This window comes from Enterobacter sp. 725m/11 (assembly GCF_011683705.1).
GTDB lineage: Bacteria > Pseudomonadota > Gammaproteobacteria > Enterobacterales > Enterobacteriaceae > Enterobacter > Enterobacter bugandensis.
The window spans coordinates 1-22,862 of sequence record NZ_JAAQOK010000051.1 but is presented as its reverse complement, the minus strand read 5'-3'; the positions used below and the strand labels follow the sequence as shown (position 1 = coordinate 22,862).

The following is a 22,862-nucleotide window of genomic DNA, read 5'->3' as shown; positions in this document are numbered from 1 at the left end:
TTCGCGAAGGATTGCCCGGCGGATACCGGAAATATGTGAAATGGAGCTGACGATGAAACGAACTCTTGCTTTGACCTCTCTGTTGCTCTCTGCAGGCCTGGTGAGCACCACCGCGCAGTCAGCAGAATTCGCCAGTGCGGATTGCGTAACAGGTCTGAATGAAATAGGCCAGATCTCCGTCAATAACATTCCGGGGAGCCCGCAAGACGTTGAACGTATCGTGGCATTAAAGGCCGATGAACAGGGCGCATCATGGTATCGCATCATCCAGATGCAGGAAGATAACCATATCGACCAGTGGCGGGTACAGGCCATTCTCTACGTATAAATCCTTCCTGATAAAAGCCACTTATTTTTAGTGGCTTTTCGTTTTTGCAAATTTTTTATCTAATTTAAAACCACTCTAAAACAATAAAATAACATTTTGTTACATTAATTCAGTAAACGTAATCTCCGCTCTGCCGTTGAAGAACCATACCTTTTCAATGATGAGCAATTTATGATCAATGTTTTCCGCCGTGCGGGCCTTGGAACAAAGCTGTCGCTGCTGACGGGCGTCAGTGTCGCCACGCTGTTTCTGCTTTTCACTTTCCTGCTCAGCCAAAAAGCCAGCCAGCAGCTTGAAGCCCTCGCGGTAGAAGATCTGCATAATCAGTCCACCGGTATGGTCGACATGGTGCAGATGTTTAATACCAGCCTGAGCGAAGAAGTCGAAAGCTACACCAGACTGTTTACAACATTTCTGCCCCAGCCGTTTAGCGTCGATACTCAGCAGACCCGGACCATAAACGGGCTCGCCGTTCCCCTGCTGAAAGGGGGCGACGCTGAACTCCATGAAAATACAACGTTTTCTGATGATTTTCTGAGCCGTACGGGAGCGATCTCAACGCTGTTTGTTCGCAGCGGTAACGACTTCATTCGCGTTGCCACCTCCCTGCGCAAAGAGAATGGCGATCGCGCTATGGGGACGGTTCTGGACACGAGCAGCCCGGCGTTTGCCTCCGTCACGAAAGGCGAGGTGTACCGCGGCCTGGCGCTCCTGTTTGGCAAGCGCTACATAACCCAGTACCAGCCCGTGAAGAACAGTGAAGGTCAGGTTATCGGGATCATCTTCGTTGGGGTGGATATCACTCACTCCTGGAATGTCATGCGCGAGAAAATCCTCAACCGCCGCCTGGGCGAGAGCGGGCACTTTTTCGTGCTGGACCGCAGCAACGGCAAAACGCGCGGTCAGTATCTGTTCCACGCCAGCGAAGAGGGAAAACTGCCGAAGTGGGATAGCGCCACCCAACAGCAGCTGTTGAGCGATTCCTCAGGCTCGCTGGAACGCGTAAGCGACGACGGTCGCACGCTGAAAATGGCCTATACGCCGCTGCCCGGCTGGAACTGGACCATCGTCGGTGAAGTGGATAAATCAGTCCTGCTCTCAAGCGTTAACGCTATGCGCGACCGTTTCCTGCTGGCCGGCGTAGCGTTGTCTGTCCTCTTCGCGGGCCTGTTTGTGGTGCTTATTCGCCGGATGCTGACCCGTCCGCTGCGTAACGTGATTGACCTTGCCCGCCAGTATGCCGCGGGCGATCTACGCTCCAGCCTGCCCGTGACCCGCCAGGATGAGGTTGGCCAGCTGGTTGAAGCCATTAACGGTATCGGCGATGGGCTACAAAAAATTGTCCTGCAGGTCCGCGAGGCCGCGGGCGAGATCCATCTGGGCACCAATGCGCTGGCCTCCGATACCGGAGACATCTCCGAGCAGATCAACAAGCAGGCCAGCAGCGTTGAAGAGACCTCCGCCAGCATGGAGCAACTGGCCGCGACCGTGCAGCAAAATGCCGCCAACATGGAGCAAACGCAGCAGCTGGTAGGTGAAACCTCGCGCGCGGTTCATCAGGGTGGTGAAACGGTGACCCATGCGGTTGCCACCATGGACGACATTCGCGAAGCGTCAAAACGTATCGAAGACATCACCCGCGTGATCGAGTCCATCGCGTTCCAGACTAATATTCTGGCGCTGAATGCGGCGGTAGAAGCGGCACGCGCAGGCGAGCATGGAAAAGGTTTTGCCGTGGTCGCGCAGGAAGTTCGCGCCCTGGCAGGTCGAAGCGCCAACGCGGTGAAGGAGATTGAACATCTGATTGGCGATACCCTGCGAAAAGTGGGCGAAGGCCACGCGCTGTCTGAACAGACGCGTCTGGCGATGGATTCCATCATCGTTCATATCGACAACATCAGCCAGCTGGTCACGGAGATTAACCACGCGTCACGCGAGCAGTCCGCGGGGATCGGCCAGGTCAATCTTGCCATGACCCACATTGGCGAAGCGTCGCATATCAATGCCGATCGCATCTCACGCAGCGAGCAAACCGCACGCACGCTGCGCGAGAAAGGGTCACACCTTACCCAACTGGTCAGCCTGTTCCAGCTTAAACGCTAGCCAACCCTGCCCGTGGCGCGCAGCAGCAGATCGCTTTGCACCTGCTCATTCATGAGCGTACCGCCACGGGTATCCAGCATCATGCGGCACCACGCCTGCGCCACGGGCGGCGATGCGTGCCGCAGCATCTGGCTGCCGGCCCCCAGCAAAAAGAGCTGCTGAGCTATCTCCCTCCCCTGCGCCTCCTGCGGTTTACGCAGCTTTTGCTGAAGCTGCCGCCAGCTGCGGTCAAAGTGTCTGTCCTGCCCTTTGACCTGGGCAAACTCGTCGGCAAGCAGGTCGTGGATACCTGACTGCTTCGCCAGCACCCGCAGCACGTCCAGGCACATGATATTGCCCGATCCTTCCCAGATGCTGTTCACCGGCATCTCGCGATACAGGCGTGGAAGTTCATTCTCCTCGCAGTACCCGCCCCCGCCGAGTGCCTCCATCGCCTCCGCCACGAACGGAATGCCCGCTTTGCACACGCTGAATTTTGCGGCCGGGGTAAAAAGCCGCGCCCAGGCGGCCTCCTGCGGGTCGGTGCGGTTATCCCACGCCCGGGCCAGACGGAACAGCAGCGCCGTGTGCCCCTCCAGCACCAGCGCCATACGGCTTAGCACTTCACGCATTAGCGGCTGATCGATAAGATTTTTGCCGAAGGTCTGACGCTGATGGGCGTGGTACAGCGCCACGGAAAGCGCCCGGCGCATTAGCCCGTGGCTGCCCAGCGCGCAGTCGAAGCGCGTCAGCCCGCCCATCTTCAGGATTTGCCGCACGCCTTCTCCCTCTTCACCCAGCAGCCAGCCGGAGGCATCAAGGAACTCCGCCTCGCTGCTGGCGTTCGAGCGGTTGCCGAGCTTGTCTTTCAGACGTTCCAGCCGTACGGCGTTGCGCTGTCCGTCGGGTAAGAAACGCGGGACAAAGAAGCATGACAAACCGCCTTTCGCCTGCGCCAGCACCAGATGCGCATCGCTCTGCGGCACGGAGAAAAACCACTTGTGGCCCACCAGACGGTAGCTGCCGTCGCTGCATTTTTCCGCTCTGGTGGTGTTGCTGAGCACGTCCGAGCCGCCCTGCTTTTCCGTCATTCCCATGCCGATCAGCAGGCCGCGCTTTTGCCCACCCGGCGCGAGATGGGGATCGTAACGGTCGCTCATCAGCGGCGTTAACCATTCATGAAACGGTTTGGGCAGCGACTGCTGCAACAGCGGCGTGGCGGCGAAGGTCATGGTCACCGGGCATAACGTCCCCGCTTCTACCTGAGCATGGAGCACGAAGCGCGCGGCCCTGGCGACGAAAGACCCTTTTCGTGCCTCTTCCTCCCATGCCAGATTATGTACCCGGTTAGCGCAGAGCCCCTGCATCAGCAGGTGCCATGCCGGATGAAAGCGGACGTCATCCAGCCGCTCACCCGTGGGGTCGTAGCGTAATAGCTCCGGCGGATTCACGTTCGCCAGCCTGCCCAGCTCCAGCGACTCCGCCGTGCCTAACTGCTGTCCGATGCTGGCAAGAAGATCCATATCCCACTCGGCACCCTCGCGCGCAACCGCGTCGCGCAGGGCGCAGTCAGAGAGGAAAAGGTTGCTGTTAGAGAGTGGGGCTGGTTGATTAAAAACGGTATGGGTCTGCCAGTGCATGCTGTCTCCCTCCTTCAGTGGCAATGAAGGTAAGTATGGACAGACCGTATGAACGCTGCATGGGAGTGAGGTCACACGATGGCGATCCCGCTGATATCATTCGTGAAATAGCTCACAGAACATAAGAATAAACTATTTCATTACTTCGCTTATGTTGAATAATTTATTCTTAACCCGTCTTTGTGAGGATCGTTATGCAACAGGACGCGCACAAGCGTGCATTAATTGCAGGCTCCATTGGTAACTTTATCGAGTGGTATGAGTTTGCGGTCTACGGTTTTCTGGCGACCGTGATTGCGAAGAACTTCTTCCAGCTTGAGGGAGAGGCGGGACTGACCAGTCTGATCCTCACCTGGGCCTCGTTTGCCATTGCCTTCTTCTTCCGTCCGCTGGGTGCGGTGGTATTTGGCCGCATTGGTGACAGGATAGGCCGAAAACCGACGCTGATTATTGTGCTGGTGTTAATGACGCTCGCCACCACGGCCATCGGCATCGTGCCCGTCTACGCCAGCATCGGCATTGCTGCGCCGCTGATCGTTACGCTGCTGCGCATCCTGCAGGGTCTGTTCGCGGGCGGCGAGTACGGCGGTGCGGTCTCACTGATGACGGAGTTCGCCCCGCGCGGCAAGCGCGGTCTGTACGGCGCGTGGCAGTCCTTTACCGTGGCGCTCGGGCTGTTAGCGGGCGCAGGTATTGTCGCGCTGCTCTCTACCCTCCTCACGCCTGAAGCCCTGCACGACTGGGGCTGGCGCATTCCATTCTTCCTTGCCCTGCCGATGGGCGCGGTCGCGCTATGGCTGCGGGTGAGCATGGAAGAGACGCCGAGCTTTGTGCAGCAGAAGGAAAAAGCGTTCATTGCTCAGGCCAGTACTTCCGCCACGCTCAAAACCATCCTGATGGGCATTGGCCGCGTGATGGTCTGGTCCGCGGCGGGGTATACCTACCTCGTGATCATGCCGACCTATCTGCAGTCTGCGCTGCACACCGGGTTTAATCAGGCGCTGCTGATAGCGGTGATTTCTAACATTGGGTTTGCGCTCACCATCATTCCGTCGGGAATGCTGAGCGACAGGATCGGGCGGCGAACGGTGATGATTATCGCCACCGTGCTCCTGCTGATCCTTGCCCTGCCGCTGCTGAAAATTTTGCAGGCGGAATCCAGTACGCTGGCGGTGAAAGCGATAGTGGTATTGATTGCGGGCGGTCTGGTGGGCATGCTGGCGGGGCCGGGCCCGGCGATGCTGTCTGAGATGTTCCCGACGCGCGTGCGCTATACGGGACTGGGGCTGGCCTATTCGTTATCGAACGCGATTTTTTCGGGCTGTGCGGGGTTAATCATTACCGGGCTGATTAAGCAGACGGGCAACCTGGACATTCCGGCCTATTACGTGATGGCAACGGCGGTGGTGAGTATTTTCGCGCTGATGACGCTCAGGAAGGATGACCATTTACGGTCGTTAGAGGAGTGAGGTTGTCACCGTCTGGTGCCCTCACCCCGGCCCTCTCCCACGGGGAGAGGGAGAAAACACTAAAGGCCGTCCTTTGGACGGCCTTGCTGTTTATTCTCCGCGCTGGCGCACCGCTTCAAACAGGCAGATACCCGTTGCAACGGAAACGTTCAGAGACGACACGCTGCCCGCCATCGGGATGCTGATCAGCTCGTCGCAGTGCTCGCGCGTCAGACGACGCATGCCTTCACCTTCCGCCCCCATCACCAGCGCCAGACGGCCGGTCATTTTGCTCTGATACAGAGTATGATCCGCTTCGCCCGCGGTACCGACGATCCAGATATTCTCTTCCTGCAGCAGACGCATGGTGCGCGCCAGGTTGGTCACGCGGATCAGCGGAACGTTTTCCGCCGCGCCGCAGGCCACTTTCTTCGCCGTCGCGTTCAGTTGGGCAGAGCGATCTTTCGGTACGATCACCGCGTGCACGCCCGCCGCATCCGCGCTGCGCAGGCACGCGCCGAGGTTATGTGGGTCGGTGACGCCATCCAGAATCAGGAAGAACGGGTTTTCCAGCGCGGCAATCAGATCCGGCAGATCGTTTTCCTGATACTGACGGCCCGGCTTCACGCGGGCAATGATCCCCTGGTGCACCGCGCCTTCGCTTTTCTCATCCAGGAACTGGCGGTTCGCCAGCTGGATCACCACGCCCTGCGCTTCCAGCGCGTGGATCAGCGGCATCAGACGTTTGTCTTCACGACCTTTCAGAATAAACACTTCCTGAAAACGCTCCGGTGCGCGCTCGAGAAGGGCCTGCACCGCGTGGATGCCGTAAATCATTTCACTCATTGATGGTTCTCGTAATAAGTATTTCCCCTCTCCCGGTTGGGGAGAGGGTCAGGGTGAGGGGAGAATTACTCCGCCTGCTTTTTCTTGGCTGCGCGCTTCGCTTTTGTCGCGGCAGCGATTTTCTGCGTCTTCGCGGAAGGCTTTTTCGCTGAGCGAGCCTCTTTCTTCGCCGCCTTTGGCTTCTGTTTCTTCTCGCCGCGGAACGCGCTGTCCGGCTCGAAGTTCACCTTTTTGCCCGCCTGGCGACGTTTACCGCTCGCTTTGCCGTTTCCGCCTTTTTTCGCCCTTTCACGCTCGGTTTTACCGACGTTACGCGGCGCGCGCTCGCTGGAGATCAGGCTGAAGTCGATTTTACGGTCATCCATATTCACGGCTTCGACCTTCACTTCCACGCGATCGCCCAGACGGTAGGTCTGGCCGCCTGATTCGCCAATCAGACGCTGCCCGACCTGGTCGAAGCGGTAGTAGTCGTTATCCAGGCTGGAGACGTGCACCAGACCGTCGATAAACAGCTCATCCAGACGAACGAAGAAACCAAAGCCGGTCACGCTGGCAATCACGCCCTTAAAGACGTTGCCCACCTGATCCAGCATAAAGTCACACTTCAGCCAGTCCGCCACGTCGCGCGTCGCTTCATCCGCACGGCGCTCGGTCATGGAACAGTGCTGACCCAGTTGCAGCACTTCGTCCATGGAGTAGTGATACCCACCGGTTTCAGTCGTGTTGCCTTTATGGCCCTGCTCGTGCGCCAGCAGATACTTGATCGCACGGTGCAGTGACAGATCCGGATAACGGCGGATCGGCGAGGTAAAGTGCGCGTAAGACTGCAACGCCAGGCCGAAGTGCCCCCGGTTTTCCGGATCGTAAATCGCCTGCTTCATGGAGCGCAGCAGCATCGTCTGCAGCATTTCTGCGTCAGGACGGTCGCTAATGGATTCCAGCAGTTCAGCGTAATCGCGTGGCTCAGGCTTATTACCGCCAGGCAGTTCCAGGCCGAGCTCAGCCAGCACGGAGCGGAACGACGTAATGGCTTCCGTGGTCGGCTTATCGTGAATACGGAACAGCGCAGGTTCTTTGGCTTTCTCAACGAAGCGTGCCGCCGAGATATTCGCCAGAATCATACACTCTTCGATCAGCTTGTGCGCATCGTTACGCTGGGTCTGTTCGATACGTTCAATGCGACGCTCAGCGTTGAAGATAAACTTCGCTTCTTCGCTCTCAAAGGAGATCCCGCCGCGCTCTTCGCGCGCCTGCTCCAGCGTTTTGTAGAGGTTATGCAGCTCTTCAATGTGTTTAACCAGCGGCGCGTACTGCTCGCGAAGGTCCTGGTCGCCCTGCAGCATATGCCAGACCTTGGTATAGGTCAGACGCGCGTGCGAGCTCATTACCGCTTCGTAGAATTTGTAGCCCGTTAAGCGCCCTTTGGTGGAGATGGTCATCTCACATACCATACAGAGACGGTCAACCTGCGGGTTCAGGGAGCACAGGCCGTTGGAGAGCACTTCCGGCAGCATCGGTACCACCTGCGACGGGAAGTAGACCGACGTACCGCGGCTGCGCGCTTCGTTATCCAGCGGCGTGTGCGGACGAACGTAGTAGCTTACGTCAGCAATGGCCACCCACAGACGCCAGCCGCCGCCGCGTTTTTTCTCGCAGTAGACCGCGTCATCGAAGTCGCGAGCGTCTTCACCATCAATGGTGACCAGCGGCAGGGAGCGGAGATCCACACGGCCCGCTTTGGACTCTTCCGGTACTTCTTCGCGCAGGTTTTCGATCTGCTCTTCGACTGCTTTCGGCCAGACGTACGGAATTTCATGGGTACGCAGCGCCATATCGACGGCCATGCCGGTGCCCATGTTATCGCCCAGCACTTCGACGATTTTACCGACCGCTTTGGTGCGACGGGTCGGACGCTGGGTGAGTTCCACCACCACCACAAAGCCCATACGCGCGCCCATCACCTCTTCAGGTGGGATCAGAATATCGAAGCTCAGACGGCTGTCGTCCGGCACCACGAAGCCTACGCCCGCATCGGTAAAGTAGCGGCCCACAATCTGGCTGGTTTTTGGCACCAGCACGCGAACCACGCGCGCTTCGCGGCGGCCTTTACGGTCTGCACCCAGCGGCTGCGCCAGGATCTGGTCGCCGTGAATGCACATTTTCATCTGTTCGGATGAGAGGTAAAGGTCGTCCTTACGGCCTTCCACGCGCAGGAAGCCAAAGCCATCGCGGTGACCAATGACGGTCCCTTTCAGCAGATCGAGGCGTTCCGGCAGCGCGTAGCACTGGCGGCGGGTAAAGACCAGTTGCCCGTCACGCTCCATCGCGCGCAGGCGGCGGCGAAGGGCTTCAATTTGCTCTTCACCTTCAATATTTAATTCAACGGCAAGTTCTTCACGATTGGCGGGTTTTTCGCGTTTTGTTAAGTGTTCAATGATGAACTCGCGGCTGGGGATAGGATTCGCGTATTTTTCGGCTTCGCGTTCCTGGAAAGGATCTTGTGACATGTCGGTTCCTCCGTTGTCAGCTCCGGTGGAAATTTTCTTCATTCCACCAGCAATAATTTATAAAGCGGTTGATTCTCTTCAACCAAATCGGCCAGCGTGTAGTTATCCAGTTCCTTGAGAAAACTTTGCACGGCCTTTGAAAGCGCCTGTTTCAGGCGGCAAGCGGGCGTAATGTGGCAGAACGCGCTGCTGCAGTTCACCAGAGACAAGGGCTCCAGCTCGCGTACCACATCCCCGATACGAATACTCTGTGCCGGTTTACCAAGACGGATCCCTCCATTCTTCCCGCGGACGGCAGCAACGTATCCGGCACGGCTAAGTTGATTGATTATTTTGACCATATGATTACGGGATACACCGTATACCTCTGTCACTTCAGAGATACTGGTCATCTTCCCTTCGGGTAACGACGCCATGTAAATCAGCGCGCGTAAGCCGTAATCGGTGAAACTTGTTAACTGCACATCAACCTCAGGAAAAAGGGAAAACGCGGTTAAACCGCAGAGATATTCATTAATGATGATAAACCAGCCAGATAGTTAGCGGCTAATTTATTTGACAGACGGGGCGAAAAAGCGGAGATCCAGGAGCGGTCGCCGGTTGGCGCTACGCTTATCCGGCCTACGGGTCTCCCCGCAGGCCAGCAGTCACGAAGATTATGCGTCGAACGGGTCGCGCAGGATCATCGTTTCAGTACGATCCGGGCCGGTAGAAATAATATCGATCGGCACTTCGGTCAGTTCTTCAATGCGCTTGATGTAATCCAGCGCCGCCTGCGGCAGGCCGCTACGCTCTTTCACACCGAAGGTGGTCTCAGACCAGCCCGGCATAGTTTCGTAGATTGGCTCAATGCCTTCCCAGTCGTCAGCAGCCAGCGGAGTGGTGGTCACTTCGCGGCCATCTGGCATACGGTAGCCTACGCAGATTTTCACTTCTTTCAGGCCGTCAAGTACGTCCAGCTTGGTCAGGCAGAAGCCAGACAGGGAGTTGATCTGCACTGCGCGACGCACGGCAACCGCATCGAGCCAGCCGGTACGACGACGACGACCGGTGGTCGCGCCAAACTCGTTACCCTGCTTGCACAGGAACTCGCCGGTTTCATCAAACAGTTCGGTAGGGAATGGACCCGCACCTACGCGAGTAGAGTACGCTTTGATGATGCCCAGAACGTAATCCACATAACGTGGACCCAGGCCGGAGCCGGTCGCTACGCCACCCGCAGTGGTGTTCGAGGAGGTGACGTACGGATAGGTACCGTGGTCGATGTCCAGCAGCGTACCCTGCGCACCTTCGAACATGACGAAATCGCCACGCTTGCGCGCCTGGTCCAGCAGATCGGATACATCAACAACCATACCGGTCAGAATGTCTGCAATCGCCATGACGTCATCCAGCACTTTCTGGTAGTCAACAGCGTCAGCTTTGTAGAAGTTCACCAGCTGGAAGTTGTGATATTCCATCACTTCTTTCAGTTTTTCAGCGAAGGTCGCTTTGTCGAAGAGGTCACCCACGCGCAGACCGCGACGTGCAACTTTATCTTCGTAAGCCGGGCCGATACCACGACCGGTGGTGCCAATCGCTTTCGCGCCACGCGCTTTTTCACGCGCCACGTCCAGCGCCACGTGATAGTCCAGGATCAGCGGGCAGGCTTCGGAGAGCAGCAGACGCTCACGAACAGGGATACCACGGTCTTCCAGACCTTTCATCTCTTTCATCAGCGCAGCAGGAGACAGCACAACGCCGTTACCGATGATGCTGGTGACGTTTTCGCGAAGAATGCCTGATGGAATAAGATGGAGGACGGTTTTTTCACCGTTGATTACGAGAGTATGGCCTGCGTTGTGACCGCCCTGGTAGCGTACAACATATTTAGCCCGTTCAGTCAGAAGATCGACAATCTTCCCTTTACCTTCGTCACCCCATTGGGTGCCCAGTACGACGACGTTGTTACCCATTTTTTTCAAAATCACCGTTTGCTTAAAAATGGATTCTACCATCGCTTTTTCAGATATACAGCACTTTTTGACCTGAAAATACGCCAATTGCGGCTAGTTTTTGATCAGCCAATCGTTTTCCTCAACATGTAGTAGATAACGATACCGGCAACCACAAGACCACCGCCGAAACGACGCAAAATATTATCCGGTAGCTGGCTCATGGTCGCGATCATACGACGCCATGCGCGCGGATAGAGCATCGGGCCGAGACCTTCCAGCACCAGAACCAGGGCCAGCGCGAGCCAGATCGTTGAATTCATTTTTCATCCTTATAAAAGAAAACCACCGCTCCGTTGGGAGCGGTGGTTTGAATACTCAAACGAGCCTGAGTTTATCGCGTTGCGTTAGTCGGCGTCTTCATATAACGGAAGAAATCGCTGTCCGGGCTGAGCACCATCACATCCTGGTTGCTCTTAAAGCTATTCTCGTAAGCGCGCAGGCTACGGATAAAGGCGTAGAAGTCTGGATCCTGGCTGAATGCATCGGCAAACAGCTTCGCCGCTTCCGCATCGCCTTCACCGCGCAGGATACGGCCCTGACGTTCAGATTCCGCCAGCGTCTTGGTCACTTCATAGTCCGCTGCCGCACGCAGTTTTTCAGCCTCTTCCTGACCCTGTGAACGATGACGACGGGCAACCGCTTCACGCTCGGCGCGCATACGGTTGTAGATCGCCTCGGACACTTCCGCTGGCAGGTTGATCTGCTTGATACGCACGTCAACCACTTCGATACCCAGCGCCGCCATACTGTTCGGGTTGATCACCGGCACTTTACCGTTGGTTTCAGCCTGAACGCGTTCGGCCGCTTTAGCAATCGCGTCATCCGCTGCTGGCGTTGCCACTTCGTCTTCGGTGCCCGCTGTACCGGAGTTCAGCGCATCGCGCACTTCCAGGGTCAGACGACCGCGGGAGTCGGTCACAATGTCTTTCACATCAAGACGACCAATTTCAGAACGCAGACGGTCAGAGAACTTACGTTTCAGCAGCACTTCTGCCTGAGACACGTCACCGCCGCCCGTTGCCAGGAAGTAACGGCTGAAATCGCTGATGCGCCATTTGATGTAAGAATCAACGATCAGGTCTTTCTTCTCTTTAGTCACGAAACGGTCGGCCTGGTTATCCATGGTCTGGATACGCGCATCAAGCGTTTTCACAGACTGAATGAACGGCACCTTGAAGTGCAGGCCCGGCTCGTAAATCACCGGACGTTTGTCGCCATCACGCACGACGCTGCTGAACTGGAACTTGATCCCACGCTCGCCCTCTTTCACCACAAAGATCGAGGTATACAGCACGACCAGTACGATGACGATGATCGCAATAACTGACTTACGCATCCTTATTCCCCCTGACGCTGGTAGTCGTTACGCTGCGCGTTAGCACGGCGTTGGTCCATAATGTCACCATCGTTCGAAGAAGGCGTCGTGTTCGCGCTGGAGCTGCCTGATGAGGCTGGCGGCAGACGCAGCAGGTTGTTCGCTCCGCTGGTGTCTTTCGCTGCCGGTGCAGAACCGCCTTTCAGCATCTGATCCAGCGGCAGAACCATCAGGTTTCCGCCTTTGCTGTCGTTAACCAGCACTTTGCGGGTGTGGCTCAGCACTTTTTCCATAGTCTCGATATACAGACGCTCGCGGGTAATTTCCGGGGCGGCTTTGTATTCCGGCAGGATGCGCGCGAAGCGAGCCACTTCACCCTGAGCTTCCAGGATGGTCTGGGTCTTATACGCACGCGCCTCTTCCAGAATACGCTGCGCCTGACCGTTAGCACGCGGCTGAACTTCGTTGGTGTACGCTTCTGCTTCGCGGATGTACTGCTGTTCGTTTTCACGGGCAGCAATCGCATCGTCAAACGCGGCCTTTACCTCTTCCGGCGGACGCGCAGCCTGGAAGTTGACGTCCAGCAGGGTGATACCCATGTTGTACGGACGAATCGTCTCTTCAAGCTCGCGCTGGGTATCGCTACGAATAACGGTACGACCTTCGGTCAGGATGCGGTCCATGGTGTATTTGCCGATCACACCACGCAGGGCGCTGTCGGTCGCCTGACGCAGGCTGTCATCGGCGCTGGTCACGCTAAACAGATAACGCTCAGGATCCGTCACGCGGTACTGCACGTTCATCTCAACGCGCACCACGTTTTCGTCCGAGGTCAGCATCACGCCAGAAGCGGCCAGTTCACGGACGGATTCCACGTTTACCGCAGTCACGTCGTCAATGAAGGTCGGTTTCCAGTTCAGGCCCGGCTCAACCAGGTGGCTGAACTTACCGAAACGGGTGACCACGCCGCGTTCTGCTTCTTTAATGGTGTAGAACCCGCTGGCAGCCCAGACGATCACCAGCCCGGCAGCAACGATGCCCACCAGGCGGCCACCTAATTGCGGGCGCGGTCCCTGGCTGGAACTGCCACCCGAGCCAGAACCTTTTCCTCCGCCAAGGCCACCAAGCTTTTTGCTCAGCTTGCGGAAGATATCATCCAGATCCGGCGGCCCCTGCTCGCGACCACCTTTGTTGCCATTTCCCCCAGAGTTGCCGCCTTGATTATTGCTGCTTCCCCACGGGTCGCGGTCTTGTCCGTTATTACCGGGCTGATTCCACGCCATGTATATGCTCCATATTTGTTATGCAAGGGCGAATTTTTCAGGCTTCCCCTTTCTGATCAGACGATATAGTCCGCCAGCGCAGGTTCTTGTTTACAGAGGCGACGCCAGTCAACGATCGGCATACGCACCTGCATCCCCACGCTGCCGTCATCCTCCATCCACTCTTTTTCTATCGCCTGAAGCTGATAAAACCGGCTGCGCAGCCTGCCTTCCTGTGGCGGCAGTCGCAGCGTGTGCTGAGCTACCTCACCGGAAAGACGTTCTGTCAAAGCCTGGAAAAGCAGTGGCACACCGATTCCGGCCTGAGCAGAAAGCCAGACCCGAATCGGTTTGTTCTCTTCATCACGGTCGATACGCGGTTCGAAATCCTCCAGCATATCGATCTTATTCATCACCAACAGGGTGGGAATTTCGTGGGCGTCAATTTCTTCCAGCACCACGTTCACCGCGTCGATGTTCTCCTGCACGCGTACGTCAGCCGCATCAATCACGTGCAGCAGCAGAGTCGCCTGACGCGTCTCCTGCAACGTCGCCTTAAACGCCGCCACCAGATCGTGCGGCAGATGGCGGATAAACCCTACGGTATCCGCCAGCACTGTTTCACCCACGTCTGCAACGTCAATGCGGCGCAGCGTCGGGTCCAGGGTCGCAAACAGCTGGTCTGCGGCATACACCTGGGCCTCGGTTATCTGGTTAAACAGGGTGGATTTACCGGCGTTGGTATAGCCCACCAGCGACACCGTGGGGATGTCGGCTTTGGTTCGCGCCCGACGCCCCTGTTCACGCTGTTTCTCGACACGTTCCAGACGTGAGAGGATCTGGGTAATACGGCCACGCAGCAAACGGCGGTCGGTTTCGAGCTGGGTTTCACCCGGACCGCGCAAACCAATCCCGCCTTTTTGTCTTTCAAGGTGGGTCCAGCCACGCACCAGACGCGTCGCCAGATGGCGCAACTGCGCCAGCTCAACCTGCAGTTTCCCCTCGTGGGTACGGGCACGCTGAGCAAAAATGTCTAAAATCAATCCCGTGCGATCGATAACACGGCACTCGCAGAGAGCTTCCAGGTTGCGCTCCTGGGCTGGAGACAGCGCATGATCAAACAACACGACTGACGCGCCGGTTGCTTTTACGGCATCCGCAATTTCTACTGCTTTACCTTCACCAACAAAATACTTTGGGTGCGGCGCTTTACGGCTACCGGTAATCACCTGCATTGCTTCGACACCGGCGGAAGAGACCAGAGATTCAAACTCCTGGAGGTCTTCCATATCTTTGTCTTGCGAAAAATAGATGTGTACCAGCACCGCCTGCTCACCGGCATCATAACGGTCAAACAAGCGTAAACCTCTCTAAAAAGATCAGCGGGGAACGCAGGATCCCTGGCTCCCCGTGTGGATAACAGCTAAAACCTTATTCGGTCTCGTCGCTGTCCTGCGCAGGAGCAGAAGAACCCTGCGCGTTGCTGCCATGATGGTAGTTACTGCCTGTGCCGCCGCCAGCGTTATTGCTGTGATGAGAGACCGGACGGGACGGAACAACAGTAGAGATAGCGTGCTTGTAGACCATCTGGCTGACCGTGTTTTTCAACAGGATCACGAACTGATCGAAAGACTCAATCTGACCTTGCAGCTTAATACCATTCACCAAATAAATAGAAACTGGAACACGTTCCCGACGCAATGCGTTCAGGAACGGATCTTGTAAAGATTGCCCCTTAGCCATTCTATCTTTTCCTTATATGCTTGTTTTGTACTTAGAACCTTGCGATTCTGAAAAATTGCGCACGATACGTCTCAATTGTACACATTCAGTGGGCGATATCACCAACAACCTCAATCACATCGTTTAACGCCTGTTGCGGTTTTTCACTGTCTAACCAGTGAACCCCCTCCCAACCGCGCAACCAGGTGATCTGGCGCTTCGCTAACTGTCTCGTGGCGCAAACACCTCGATAAACCATTTCATCGTATGAAATCTCACCTTCAAGATACGACCACATCTGGCGGTATCCCACACAACGAACGGAAGGCATATCCGTATGCAAATCTCCACGGGCAAATAGCGCCCGCACTTCTGCTTCAAAATCTGAAGCCAACATCTGATGAAAACGCTGCTCAATTCGTTGATGGAGCAGTTCACGGCTCGCCGGGGCGATGGCGAACTGATGCACCTGATACGGCAGAGCGTCTCCTGACGTTTGCGTCAGTTCCGTTAAAGTTTTACCCGAAATGAAAAAAACTTCCAGTGCCCGGGAAAGCCTTTGCGGATCGTTTGGATGGATTCGCGCCGCCGCAACCGGGTCAATCTCTGCCAGTTGCTTATGCAATGCGTCCCACCCCTGCTCTGCCGCCTGCTGCTCAATCTTTGCTCTGATTTCAGGATCTGCAGAAGGTAAGGGTGACAAACCTTCGAGCAGCGCCTTGAAGTAGAGCATGGTTCCGCCAACCAACAGCGGTATACGCCCCGCCGCCGTTATCTCGGCCATCTCAGCTAAGGCATCCCGGCGGAAATCCGCTGCGGAGTAAGCCTCTGCCGGGTCGAGAATATCCAGCAAACGGTGCGGTGCCGCACGCAGTTCGTCTGCGCCGGGCTTCGCCGTGCCGATGTCCATCCCTCGATAGATGAGGGCGGAATCAACGCTAATCAACTCTACAGGCAAAACTTTACGTAACTCAATGGCTAACGCTGTTTTGCCAGAGGCCGTTGGGCCCATTAAAAAAATCGCCTTTGGCAGGCTCGCCTTGCTTACGTCAGTCATGTTTCAGGGCGGTCATCGCCGTTTTTAAATCAACAGGTTGTAATAACCCACCCGGCGGCGCTTTCACCAACTGTGGGCAGAGGCGTTCCACCTCCGCCAGCACGGTAATCGCCTGCGCCATACTCCACGGTGAATGTTCGCTGGCCAGATGGCGGGCGATCCACTGCGCGGTGTTGGCAGCCTCCAACGATGTTTGCTGCGCCAGGTAGCCTATCAGTTCAGGAATCAAGTTTTGTAAATTTTGTTGGCGTAAGGGTAAAGGCACTGCGCGAATTGTCACATGTTGTGGTTCGAGCACAATTTCAATGCCCATTTGCGCCAGCTGGGCCTCTGCACGCTGCAATACCCTTGTTTCTTCAGCGGATATTTTCAGGCGAACCGGGATCAATAACGGCTGCGCACAGGCCGCATGTTCCCCCGGCGTCAGTTGCGCCTGCTTGAGCCAGCGTTCGGCAACCGGCAGCGCCAGAAGCAGCAGTTTACCGTCGCGCTCAAGCAGGGCCATATCCGGTGCGATAATCGTCAGCACCCGGCCAAAACTCTGGCTATGGCCTTCAAGGGAAGGTGACGCCACCGAAACGTGCTCTTTGCGCTCGACTGCGGGCGTTTCCAGCAGTTTACGGTACAGCGCCCCCTGCTGCTTCTGATAGCCGGGCTGAGCGTTCGGGTAGTTCACGCCCGTCGGACGCGGCGCGGCTCCTGCAGAGGAGAAACGCGGGGCGTCTGGTTCACGCGCGACGGCAGGCTCCGCAAAATGGTTGCGGCCTGCCGCGACACGGTTTTCCGGAATGGGGCGCGGTGCGGAGTCTTCTTTTTCCAGCGGCAGCGTGGGTTCAAGCTGCTGTTGCAGCACGCTCAGCACGCCCTGGTAGATAAAATCATGCACCAGACGCGACTGATGGAAACGCACTTCATGCTTGGCAGGATGGACGTTGACATCCACCTGATGCGGGTCGATCTCCAGATAAAGCACAAAGGCCGGTTGCTGATCGGCCCCGAGCTTGTCTTCGCAGGCCTGGCGAATGGCGTGGTTAATCAGGCGGTCGCGCATCATGCGGCCGTTCACGTAGCAATACTGAATTTCAGAATACGCCGCGCTACTGGCGTTCGGATCGGCCACCCAGCCGCGTAAAGCCAGATCGCCGTGCTGCCACTCGATAGCCAACGCCTGCTCCAGGAACGGGGTCCCGCAGATAGCGCCTAACCGTCGCTCTTTCTGACCACCTTCAGCCACCGCGCGGTACTGGCGCATCACCTTGCCGTTATGGCTGAGGTTGATGGTGACGTCGAAACGGGCGAGCGCAATTCGGCGGATGATCTCGTCGATATGGCCGAACTCGGTTTTTTCGGTACGCATAAACTTGCGGCGGGCGGGAGTATTGTAGAACAGGTCCAGAACTTCCAGCGTAGTACCGACAGGGTGCGCCGCGGGTTTGACCGTGACGTCCATATCCCGCCCTTCAGCGTAGGCCTGCCAGGCTTCCTGCTGTTCAGCGGTGCGGGAGGTCAGCGTTAAACGAGAAACCGAGCTGATACTGGCCAGCGCTTCGCCGCGAAAACCGAGGCTGATAATCGCTTCCAGGTCATCCAGAGAGGCAATTTTACTGGTGGCATGACGCGCCAGCGCCAGCGCCAGTTCCTCTTTTTTGATGCCGCAGCCGTTGTCGCGAATGCGGATAAGCTTTGCGCCGCCGCGTTCGATATCAATATCAATGCGGGTGGCGCCCGCATCGAGGCTATTTTCAACCAGCTCCTTCACCACCGACGCAGGGCGTTCCACCACCTCACCGGCGGCGATTTGGTTCGCGAGCTGCGGCGGCAGAACCTGAATCGGCATGAAATCTCCTTAATTTGTGGCGGTCAACCCACCCGGCAGCGCGGCGCTGGCCGTCTGGGCTGCTCCGCCCTGCGGCGCGGACTGCAGAGGATGCGCCTCAAAATATTTACGTAAACCGTTATAAATCGCTTCGGCAATTTGCTGCTGATAGCTGTCGCTGCCCAGCAGGCGCTCTTCACTGTTATTGCTGATAAAGCCCGTCTCTACCAGAATTGACGGAATATCCGGCGAGCGCAGAACGCCCAGGCTCGCATGTTCAGGGCGGCGCTTATGCAATGCCCCGATGCCCTGCAACTGGTTCAATACGTTAGTAGCGACATCATACCCGACGCGCTGAGAATGACCGAACTGTAAATCCAGCACCGCCTGGCTGAGGTATGGGTCAGACTGGCTGTTTGCCAGCACATCACCCGCGCCGCCTAACAGTTCAGACTGTTTCTCATGCTCTTCCAGCCAGTTGGCCATTTCGCTGTTTGCCCGGCGGTTCGACAGGACCCATACCGAGGCGCCCGTCGCGTTACGGTTCGGTGCGGCATCCGCGTGAATGGAGACCAGGAAATTGGCGTTTTGCTTACGCGCCACGTCTGAGCGGCCCATCACAGAGATAAAATAGTCGCCGTCGCGGGTTAGTACGCCTTTAAACATCGGATCATCGTTTAACAGCGTCCGCAGCTTGCGGGCCACCGCAATAGTGACATTTTTCTCTCGCGTGCCGCCCGGGCCAATCGCTCCAGGATCCTGTCCACCGTGCCCGGCATCAATGGCGATAATCACTTTGTCACCGCTGACCGTACGCCGTGCGCTGACCGCCGGACGCGTTACCGTGTTACTGCTGGTTGCCGCGGTGATGCGATCGTTCTGCGATTTAAACGGATTACGCGCAGGTTCCAATGGGCGAGGCGTATACACCGGCTCTTCCACGCGTTTCGCGACAACCGGTGGCGGCGGAGGCGGCGGAACATCGGCATTGATGGTGAAGACCACCGTATAGTTCGCCCCGTTTTGCTGCTTCACCGCCCTCGTTTTGCCCTTTTCGGTCAGATCGACCACCAGGCGCAGCGACTGGCTGTCCTGAGGGGTACCCGAGCGGATACTTTTCACCAGGTTGTTACCGCTGAACCGCAGCGGTAGCCCCTGGATCACGCCTGTCTGTTTGATATCCAGCGCCACGCTGTGGCTGTCTGGCTGTGAAAAGGCGTATTCAGGGTCGCCCATAAAGCTGAACGTAATCCGCGCCTGGCTTTCGCCGTTTGACACCTGAATATCCGAAAGGCTTGCCGCCCCGGCCTGCGCGCACAGCAGCACCGTCGCAGCCAACACCCAACCTTTAACGCGACTAATCATCCCGTCATCCCTACTCTTAACCGGCGAGACGCGCCAGTAAGGAACACCCTGATGAGGAAACCGCACTGATGCGAGCCTCACGCCCTTGAGCCTGGTAATCTAAGTGAATTTCGACATCCGGGTCAGGCAGCACACCCGCACCTTGTTGCGGCCACTCCACCAGGCAGATGGCGTCGTTGGCAAAATAATCACGGATCCCCATAAATTCCAGCTCCTCAGGATCCGCAAGGCGGTATAAATCAAAGTGGTACACCATAAGATTGTCGAGGGTGTACGGCTCGACCAGCGTGTAGGTAGGGCTTTTCACGTTCCCGTTATGCCCTAACGCATGCAAAAAACCCCGGCTGAAGGTGGTTTTACCCGCACCTAAATCGCCATACAGATAAATGACGGTTGCCCCCTGACAGGCCTGCGCCACGCGCTTGCCGAGATCTAAAGTGGCTTGTTCATCAGGTAAAGGAATCGCTCGATTAGTCATTTTCTACGTCAATCACATCCGGGTTAACAACACGCCGCAGCGTGCAAAAGAGATCGGTGGCCAGCATACCGCGTGTCCCCTCCCGCGCAGCAAGCCTGTCAGCTGCCGCGCCATGGGCCACGCAGCCCGCACAGGCTGCATCATAAAGGGGAAGTTTCTGTCCAAGCAATGCGCCGATGATGCCTGAAAGCACATCGCCCATACCGCCGCTCGCCATGCCCGCATTTCCGGCATCAATAATGCCCTGCGTCTCGTCACTGGCGACAACGGTGCCTGCCCCTTTCAAAACGGCAACACCTCCGTAACGTTTTACCAGACGCTGAGCAGAAAGTAAGCGATCGCTTTCAATTTCTGCCACGCTGCAGTTAAGCAGGCGCGCGGCTTCGCCGGGGTGTGGCGTCAGAATGCGATTGTGACGCTTATCCGGATTTATTGCCAGAAGGTTAAGCGCGTCGGCATCCCACAGCATCGGTTTACGAAAATTCTCGACCTTTTGCAGGGCCTGTTTACCCCATGTCTGTTGCCCAAGCCCGGGACCAATAACCACCACATCCGCCCATTCGAGGCTTTCTTCCAGCGTCTGGGGCGTAAGCTCATGGACCATCAGTTCCGGTCGGGCTGTGATGATTGGCGCAATATTTTCAATGCGAGTGAGTACTCGCACTAACCCGGCACCGCTGCGAAGTGCCGCCTCACCGGTCATGCGAACCGCTCCTGCCGTACCGCGATCGCCACCAATAATCACCAGCCTGCCGTTGTCGCCCTTGTGAGACGTTGGGCGGCGCGGCGGAAGCCACTCTTTTAGCTGCGAGGAATCAAAGCGCGACAGGAGCGTTTCCTGTCCAACGAGCCAGCTCTCCAGCCCCAGCGCGTTATGGTGCAATACGCCGACCACATCCCGCGCTTTTCCGGTCAACAGGCCCGGCTTCAGAGCGATAAAGGTCACGGTGTGCGCAGCCTGAATAACGGCGCCAGGCGTCGCGCCGGTCTGCGCGATCAGGCCCGACGGAATATCCAGCGCGACGACCGGCGCAGAGTACCCGTTAGCGTGTTCAATAAGCGCGGCAATGTTTTCGCGAGGCGCGCTGCGTAGCCCGGTCCCCAGCAGACCATCAACAATCAGATCAACATCTTCCGGCCAGACGATATCAGGAGCATGAATCACGCCGCCTGCGTTCAGCCATGCCTCCCGCGCCGCGCAGGCCTCTTCCGGCAGGGGCTTATCACTCTCCAGCGCCAGCAGGGTAACGCGGAGACCGGCTGCAACGGCAAGACGCGCAACGACGTAGCCGTCGCCGCCGTTATTGCCGTGCCCGCACAAAATCAGCCAGTGAGTGGACTGCGGGTACGCGCTGCGGGCAACGTTAAACGCCGCCTCTCCCGCGCGCTGCATCAGTTCATAAAGGGTAATGCCGAGACTGTCTGCGGCCTCTTTTTCGGCGCGCCGGAGGTCATCCGCATGCCAGATGGAATGTGGTATACTTGCGGGGTTTTTCTTCACCGTATGGTCCGTCATGTCACAGCCCCTCGATCTCAATGAATTAGCGCAAAAAATAAAACAGTGGGGTGCTGAGCTTGGCTTCCAGAAGGTAGGCATTACCGATACCGACCTCTCTGCCAGCGAGCCAAAACTGCAGGCCTGGCTGGACAAACAATACCACGGCGAAATGGAGTGGATGGCGCGTCACGGCATGATGCGCGCCCGTCCACATGAACTTTTACCGGGTACACTACGCGTCATCAGCATGCGCATGAACTACCTGCCTGCCAACGCGGCCTTTGCGCGCACGCTAAAAAATCCCTCCCTGGGTTACGTCAGCCGGTACGCTCTGGGGCGTGATTACCATAAGCTTCTGCGTAACCGCTTAAAAAAACTCGGGGAAACCATTCAGCAGCACTGTGATTCGCTGAATTTTAGACCCTTTGTCGATTCCGCGCCTGTTCTTGAGCGCCCGCTCGCCGAAAAAGCCGGACTTGGCTGGACAGGTAAGCACTCACTTATCCTGAGCCGCGACGCCGGATCGTTCTTCTTCCTCGGTGAGCTGCTGATAGATTTACCCCTGCCGGTAGATGGCCCGGTGGAGGAAGGCTGTGGCCGCTGCGTGGCCTGCATGACCATCTGCCCGACGGGCGCCATCGTTGAGCCTTACACCGTTGATGCCCGCCGCTGCATCTCCTATCTCACGATAGAGCTTGAAGGGGCGATCCCGGAAGAATTCCGACCGCTTATCGGCAACCGGATCTACGGCTGCGACGACTGCCAGCTGATTTGCCCGTGGAACCGCTATTCACAGCTGACGGACGAAGAGGACTTCAGCCCGCGTAAAGCGCTGCATGCGCCACAGCTTATTGAGCTGTTCGCCTGGACCGAAGCCTGGTTTCTGAAGGTGACGGAAGGTTCCGCTATTCGGCGTATCGGCCACCTGCGCTGGCTGCGAAACGTGGCCGTCGCGCTGGGCAATGCCCCGTGGGATGAAGCGAATATTCAGGCGCTCGAAAGCCGTAGAGGTGAGCACCCACTTCTTGATGAACACATAGAATGGGCGATTGCGCAGCAAATCGAGAAGCGAAATGCCTGCGTGGTTGAGGTGCAGCTTCCTAAGAAACAGCGGCTGGTTAGGGTGATTGAAAAAGGGCTTACGCGGGATGCGTGATATATTCACAGCCTGTGAATAAAAATAAAAACTCAAGCGCCATCTGGACTTGAGAAGAGGTCAAGTGATCTCAATAACATTTTGAAATGAAATTTTATCCAATTAATACAGTGACTTGGGAAGATATTATTCACCCTGCTAACTTTCTGTACGGTTTGGGTAAAGCGCGAATTCTGTGGATAACTCTGTTTACAAGAGTATTTCAGATGCAATAGAAAACGTCCCCAGCGCGTCTTTTCGCTGTGGATATTTTAGAGATGAAGAAGAATTTGGAGCGGGAAACGAGACTCGAACTCGCGACCCCGACCTTGGCAAGGTCGTGCTCTACCAACTGAGCTATTCCCG

Annotated in this window: 19 protein-coding genes; 4 read left to right on the top strand and 15 right to left on the bottom strand. The window is 56.9% G+C overall.

Features of this window, described 5'->3' with window-relative positions; all coding sequences use genetic code 11:
• Positions 1–52: 52 nt before the first annotated feature.
• Together yjfN and HBA26_RS18780 are read left to right on the top strand one after the other, a co-directional pair.
• Positions 53–328 (top strand): DUF1471 family protease activator YjfN, encoded by a 276-nt coding sequence (yjfN, locus tag HBA26_RS18785; RefSeq protein WP_028015262.1) that lies wholly within the window; start codon positions 53–55, stop codon positions 326–328.
• A gap of 171 nt (positions 329–499) precedes the next feature.
• Complete coding sequence (locus HBA26_RS18780; RefSeq protein ID WP_048957687.1) at positions 500–2,431, top strand: methyl-accepting chemotaxis protein; 1,932 nt, start codon at positions 500–502, stop codon at positions 2,429–2,431.
• On the opposite strand, the gene HBA26_RS18775 is transcribed toward HBA26_RS18780, so the two are convergent.
• Positions 2,428–4,050 (bottom strand): isovaleryl-CoA dehydrogenase, encoded by a 1,623-nt coding sequence (locus HBA26_RS18775; RefSeq protein WP_100170966.1) that lies wholly within the window; start codon positions 4,048–4,050, stop codon positions 2,428–2,430. The two genes, HBA26_RS18780 and HBA26_RS18775, sit on opposite strands and share 4 nt — an antisense overlap.
• Before the next feature lie 194 nt (positions 4,051–4,244).
• On the opposite strand from HBA26_RS18775, the gene HBA26_RS18770 reads away from it, so the two are divergent.
• Positions 4,245–5,519 carry an MFS transporter gene (locus HBA26_RS18770; protein ID WP_049138533.1) on the top strand — a complete coding sequence of 425 codons (1,275 nt, stop codon included), beginning with the start codon at positions 4,245–4,247 and terminating at the stop codon, positions 5,517–5,519.
• 90 nt (positions 5,520–5,609) lie between these two features.
• On the opposite strand, the gene rlmB is transcribed toward HBA26_RS18770, so the two are convergent.
• From rlmB to nnr, 14 genes are all read right to left on the bottom strand, one after another.
• Complete coding sequence (gene rlmB, locus HBA26_RS18765) at positions 5,610–6,344, bottom strand: 23S rRNA (guanosine(2251)-2'-O)-methyltransferase RlmB (RefSeq protein WP_041911487.1); 735 nt, start codon at positions 6,342–6,344, stop codon at positions 5,610–5,612.
• A 65-nt stretch (positions 6,345–6,409) separates the two neighbouring features.
• Entirely contained in the window at positions 6,410–8,851 is a 2,442-nt protein-coding gene (gene rnr / locus HBA26_RS18760; RefSeq protein ID WP_028015257.1) for a ribonuclease R, read from the bottom strand.
• 38 nt (positions 8,852–8,889) lie between these two features.
• Positions 8,890–9,315: a nitric oxide-sensing transcriptional repressor NsrR gene (nsrR, locus tag HBA26_RS18755; RefSeq protein WP_028015256.1), complete on the bottom strand. Its 426-nt coding sequence runs from the start codon at positions 9,313–9,315 to the stop codon at positions 8,890–8,892.
• A 192-nt stretch (positions 9,316–9,507) separates the two neighbouring features.
• On the bottom strand, positions 9,508–10,806 hold the full coding sequence (locus HBA26_RS18750; RefSeq protein ID WP_006178975.1) for an adenylosuccinate synthase: 1,299 nt from the start codon (positions 10,804–10,806) through the stop codon (positions 9,508–9,510).
• 104 nt (positions 10,807–10,910) lie between these two features.
• Positions 10,911–11,108, bottom strand: coding sequence for a DUF2065 domain-containing protein (locus HBA26_RS18745; protein WP_003855996.1), 198 nt, complete (start codon positions 11,106–11,108; stop codon positions 10,911–10,913).
• A 71-nt stretch (positions 11,109–11,179) separates the two neighbouring features.
• Positions 11,180–12,184 carry a protease modulator HflC gene (gene hflC / locus HBA26_RS18740; RefSeq protein WP_028015255.1) on the bottom strand — a complete coding sequence of 335 codons (1,005 nt, stop codon included), beginning with the start codon at positions 12,182–12,184 and terminating at the stop codon, positions 11,180–11,182.
• A gap of 2 nt (positions 12,185–12,186) precedes the next feature.
• Complete coding sequence (gene hflK, locus HBA26_RS18735) at positions 12,187–13,446, bottom strand: FtsH protease activity modulator HflK (RefSeq protein WP_028015254.1); 1,260 nt, start codon at positions 13,444–13,446, stop codon at positions 12,187–12,189.
• A gap of 56 nt (positions 13,447–13,502) precedes the next feature.
• Positions 13,503–14,783, bottom strand: coding sequence for a ribosome rescue GTPase HflX (gene hflX / locus HBA26_RS18730; RefSeq protein ID WP_023331851.1), 1,281 nt, complete (start codon positions 14,781–14,783; stop codon positions 13,503–13,505).
• A gap of 73 nt (positions 14,784–14,856) precedes the next feature.
• The gene (gene hfq / locus HBA26_RS18725; protein WP_013095287.1) at positions 14,857–15,168 is read right to left on the bottom strand and encodes an RNA chaperone Hfq; all 312 of its coding nucleotides are present in this window, start codon (positions 15,166–15,168) and stop codon (positions 14,857–14,859) included.
• 85 nt (positions 15,169–15,253) lie between these two features.
• Positions 15,254–16,204 (bottom strand): tRNA (adenosine(37)-N6)-dimethylallyltransferase MiaA, encoded by a 951-nt coding sequence (gene miaA / locus HBA26_RS18720; protein WP_028015253.1) that lies wholly within the window; start codon positions 16,202–16,204, stop codon positions 15,254–15,256.
• A complete protein-coding gene (gene mutL / locus HBA26_RS18715; protein ID WP_126346000.1) occupies positions 16,197–18,041 on the bottom strand; it encodes a DNA mismatch repair endonuclease MutL in 1,845 nt (614 codons plus the stop codon). Before mutL ends, miaA begins: the two co-directional genes overlap by 8 nt.
• 9 nt (positions 18,042–18,050) lie before the next feature.
• Positions 18,051–19,385, bottom strand: coding sequence for an N-acetylmuramoyl-L-alanine amidase AmiB (amiB, locus tag HBA26_RS18710; protein ID WP_126346001.1), 1,335 nt, complete (start codon positions 19,383–19,385; stop codon positions 18,051–18,053).
• Between the two features lie 16 nt (positions 19,386–19,401).
• A complete protein-coding gene (gene tsaE / locus HBA26_RS18705; protein WP_126346002.1) occupies positions 19,402–19,863 on the bottom strand; it encodes a tRNA (adenosine(37)-N6)-threonylcarbamoyltransferase complex ATPase subunit type 1 TsaE in 462 nt (153 codons plus the stop codon).
• Positions 19,856–21,379: a bifunctional ADP-dependent NAD(P)H-hydrate dehydratase/NAD(P)H-hydrate epimerase gene (gene nnr / locus HBA26_RS18700; RefSeq protein WP_048961000.1), complete on the bottom strand. Its 1,524-nt coding sequence runs from the start codon at positions 21,377–21,379 to the stop codon at positions 19,856–19,858. The genes tsaE and nnr overlap by 8 nt, the downstream gene beginning before the upstream one ends.
• Between nnr and queG the strand changes: the two genes are divergently transcribed.
• Complete coding sequence (gene queG, locus HBA26_RS18695) at positions 21,378–22,517, top strand: tRNA epoxyqueuosine(34) reductase QueG (RefSeq protein WP_126346003.1); 1,140 nt, start codon at positions 21,378–21,380, stop codon at positions 22,515–22,517. The genes nnr and queG overlap by 2 nt on opposite strands.
• Positions 22,518–22,862: the final 345 nt, after the last annotated feature.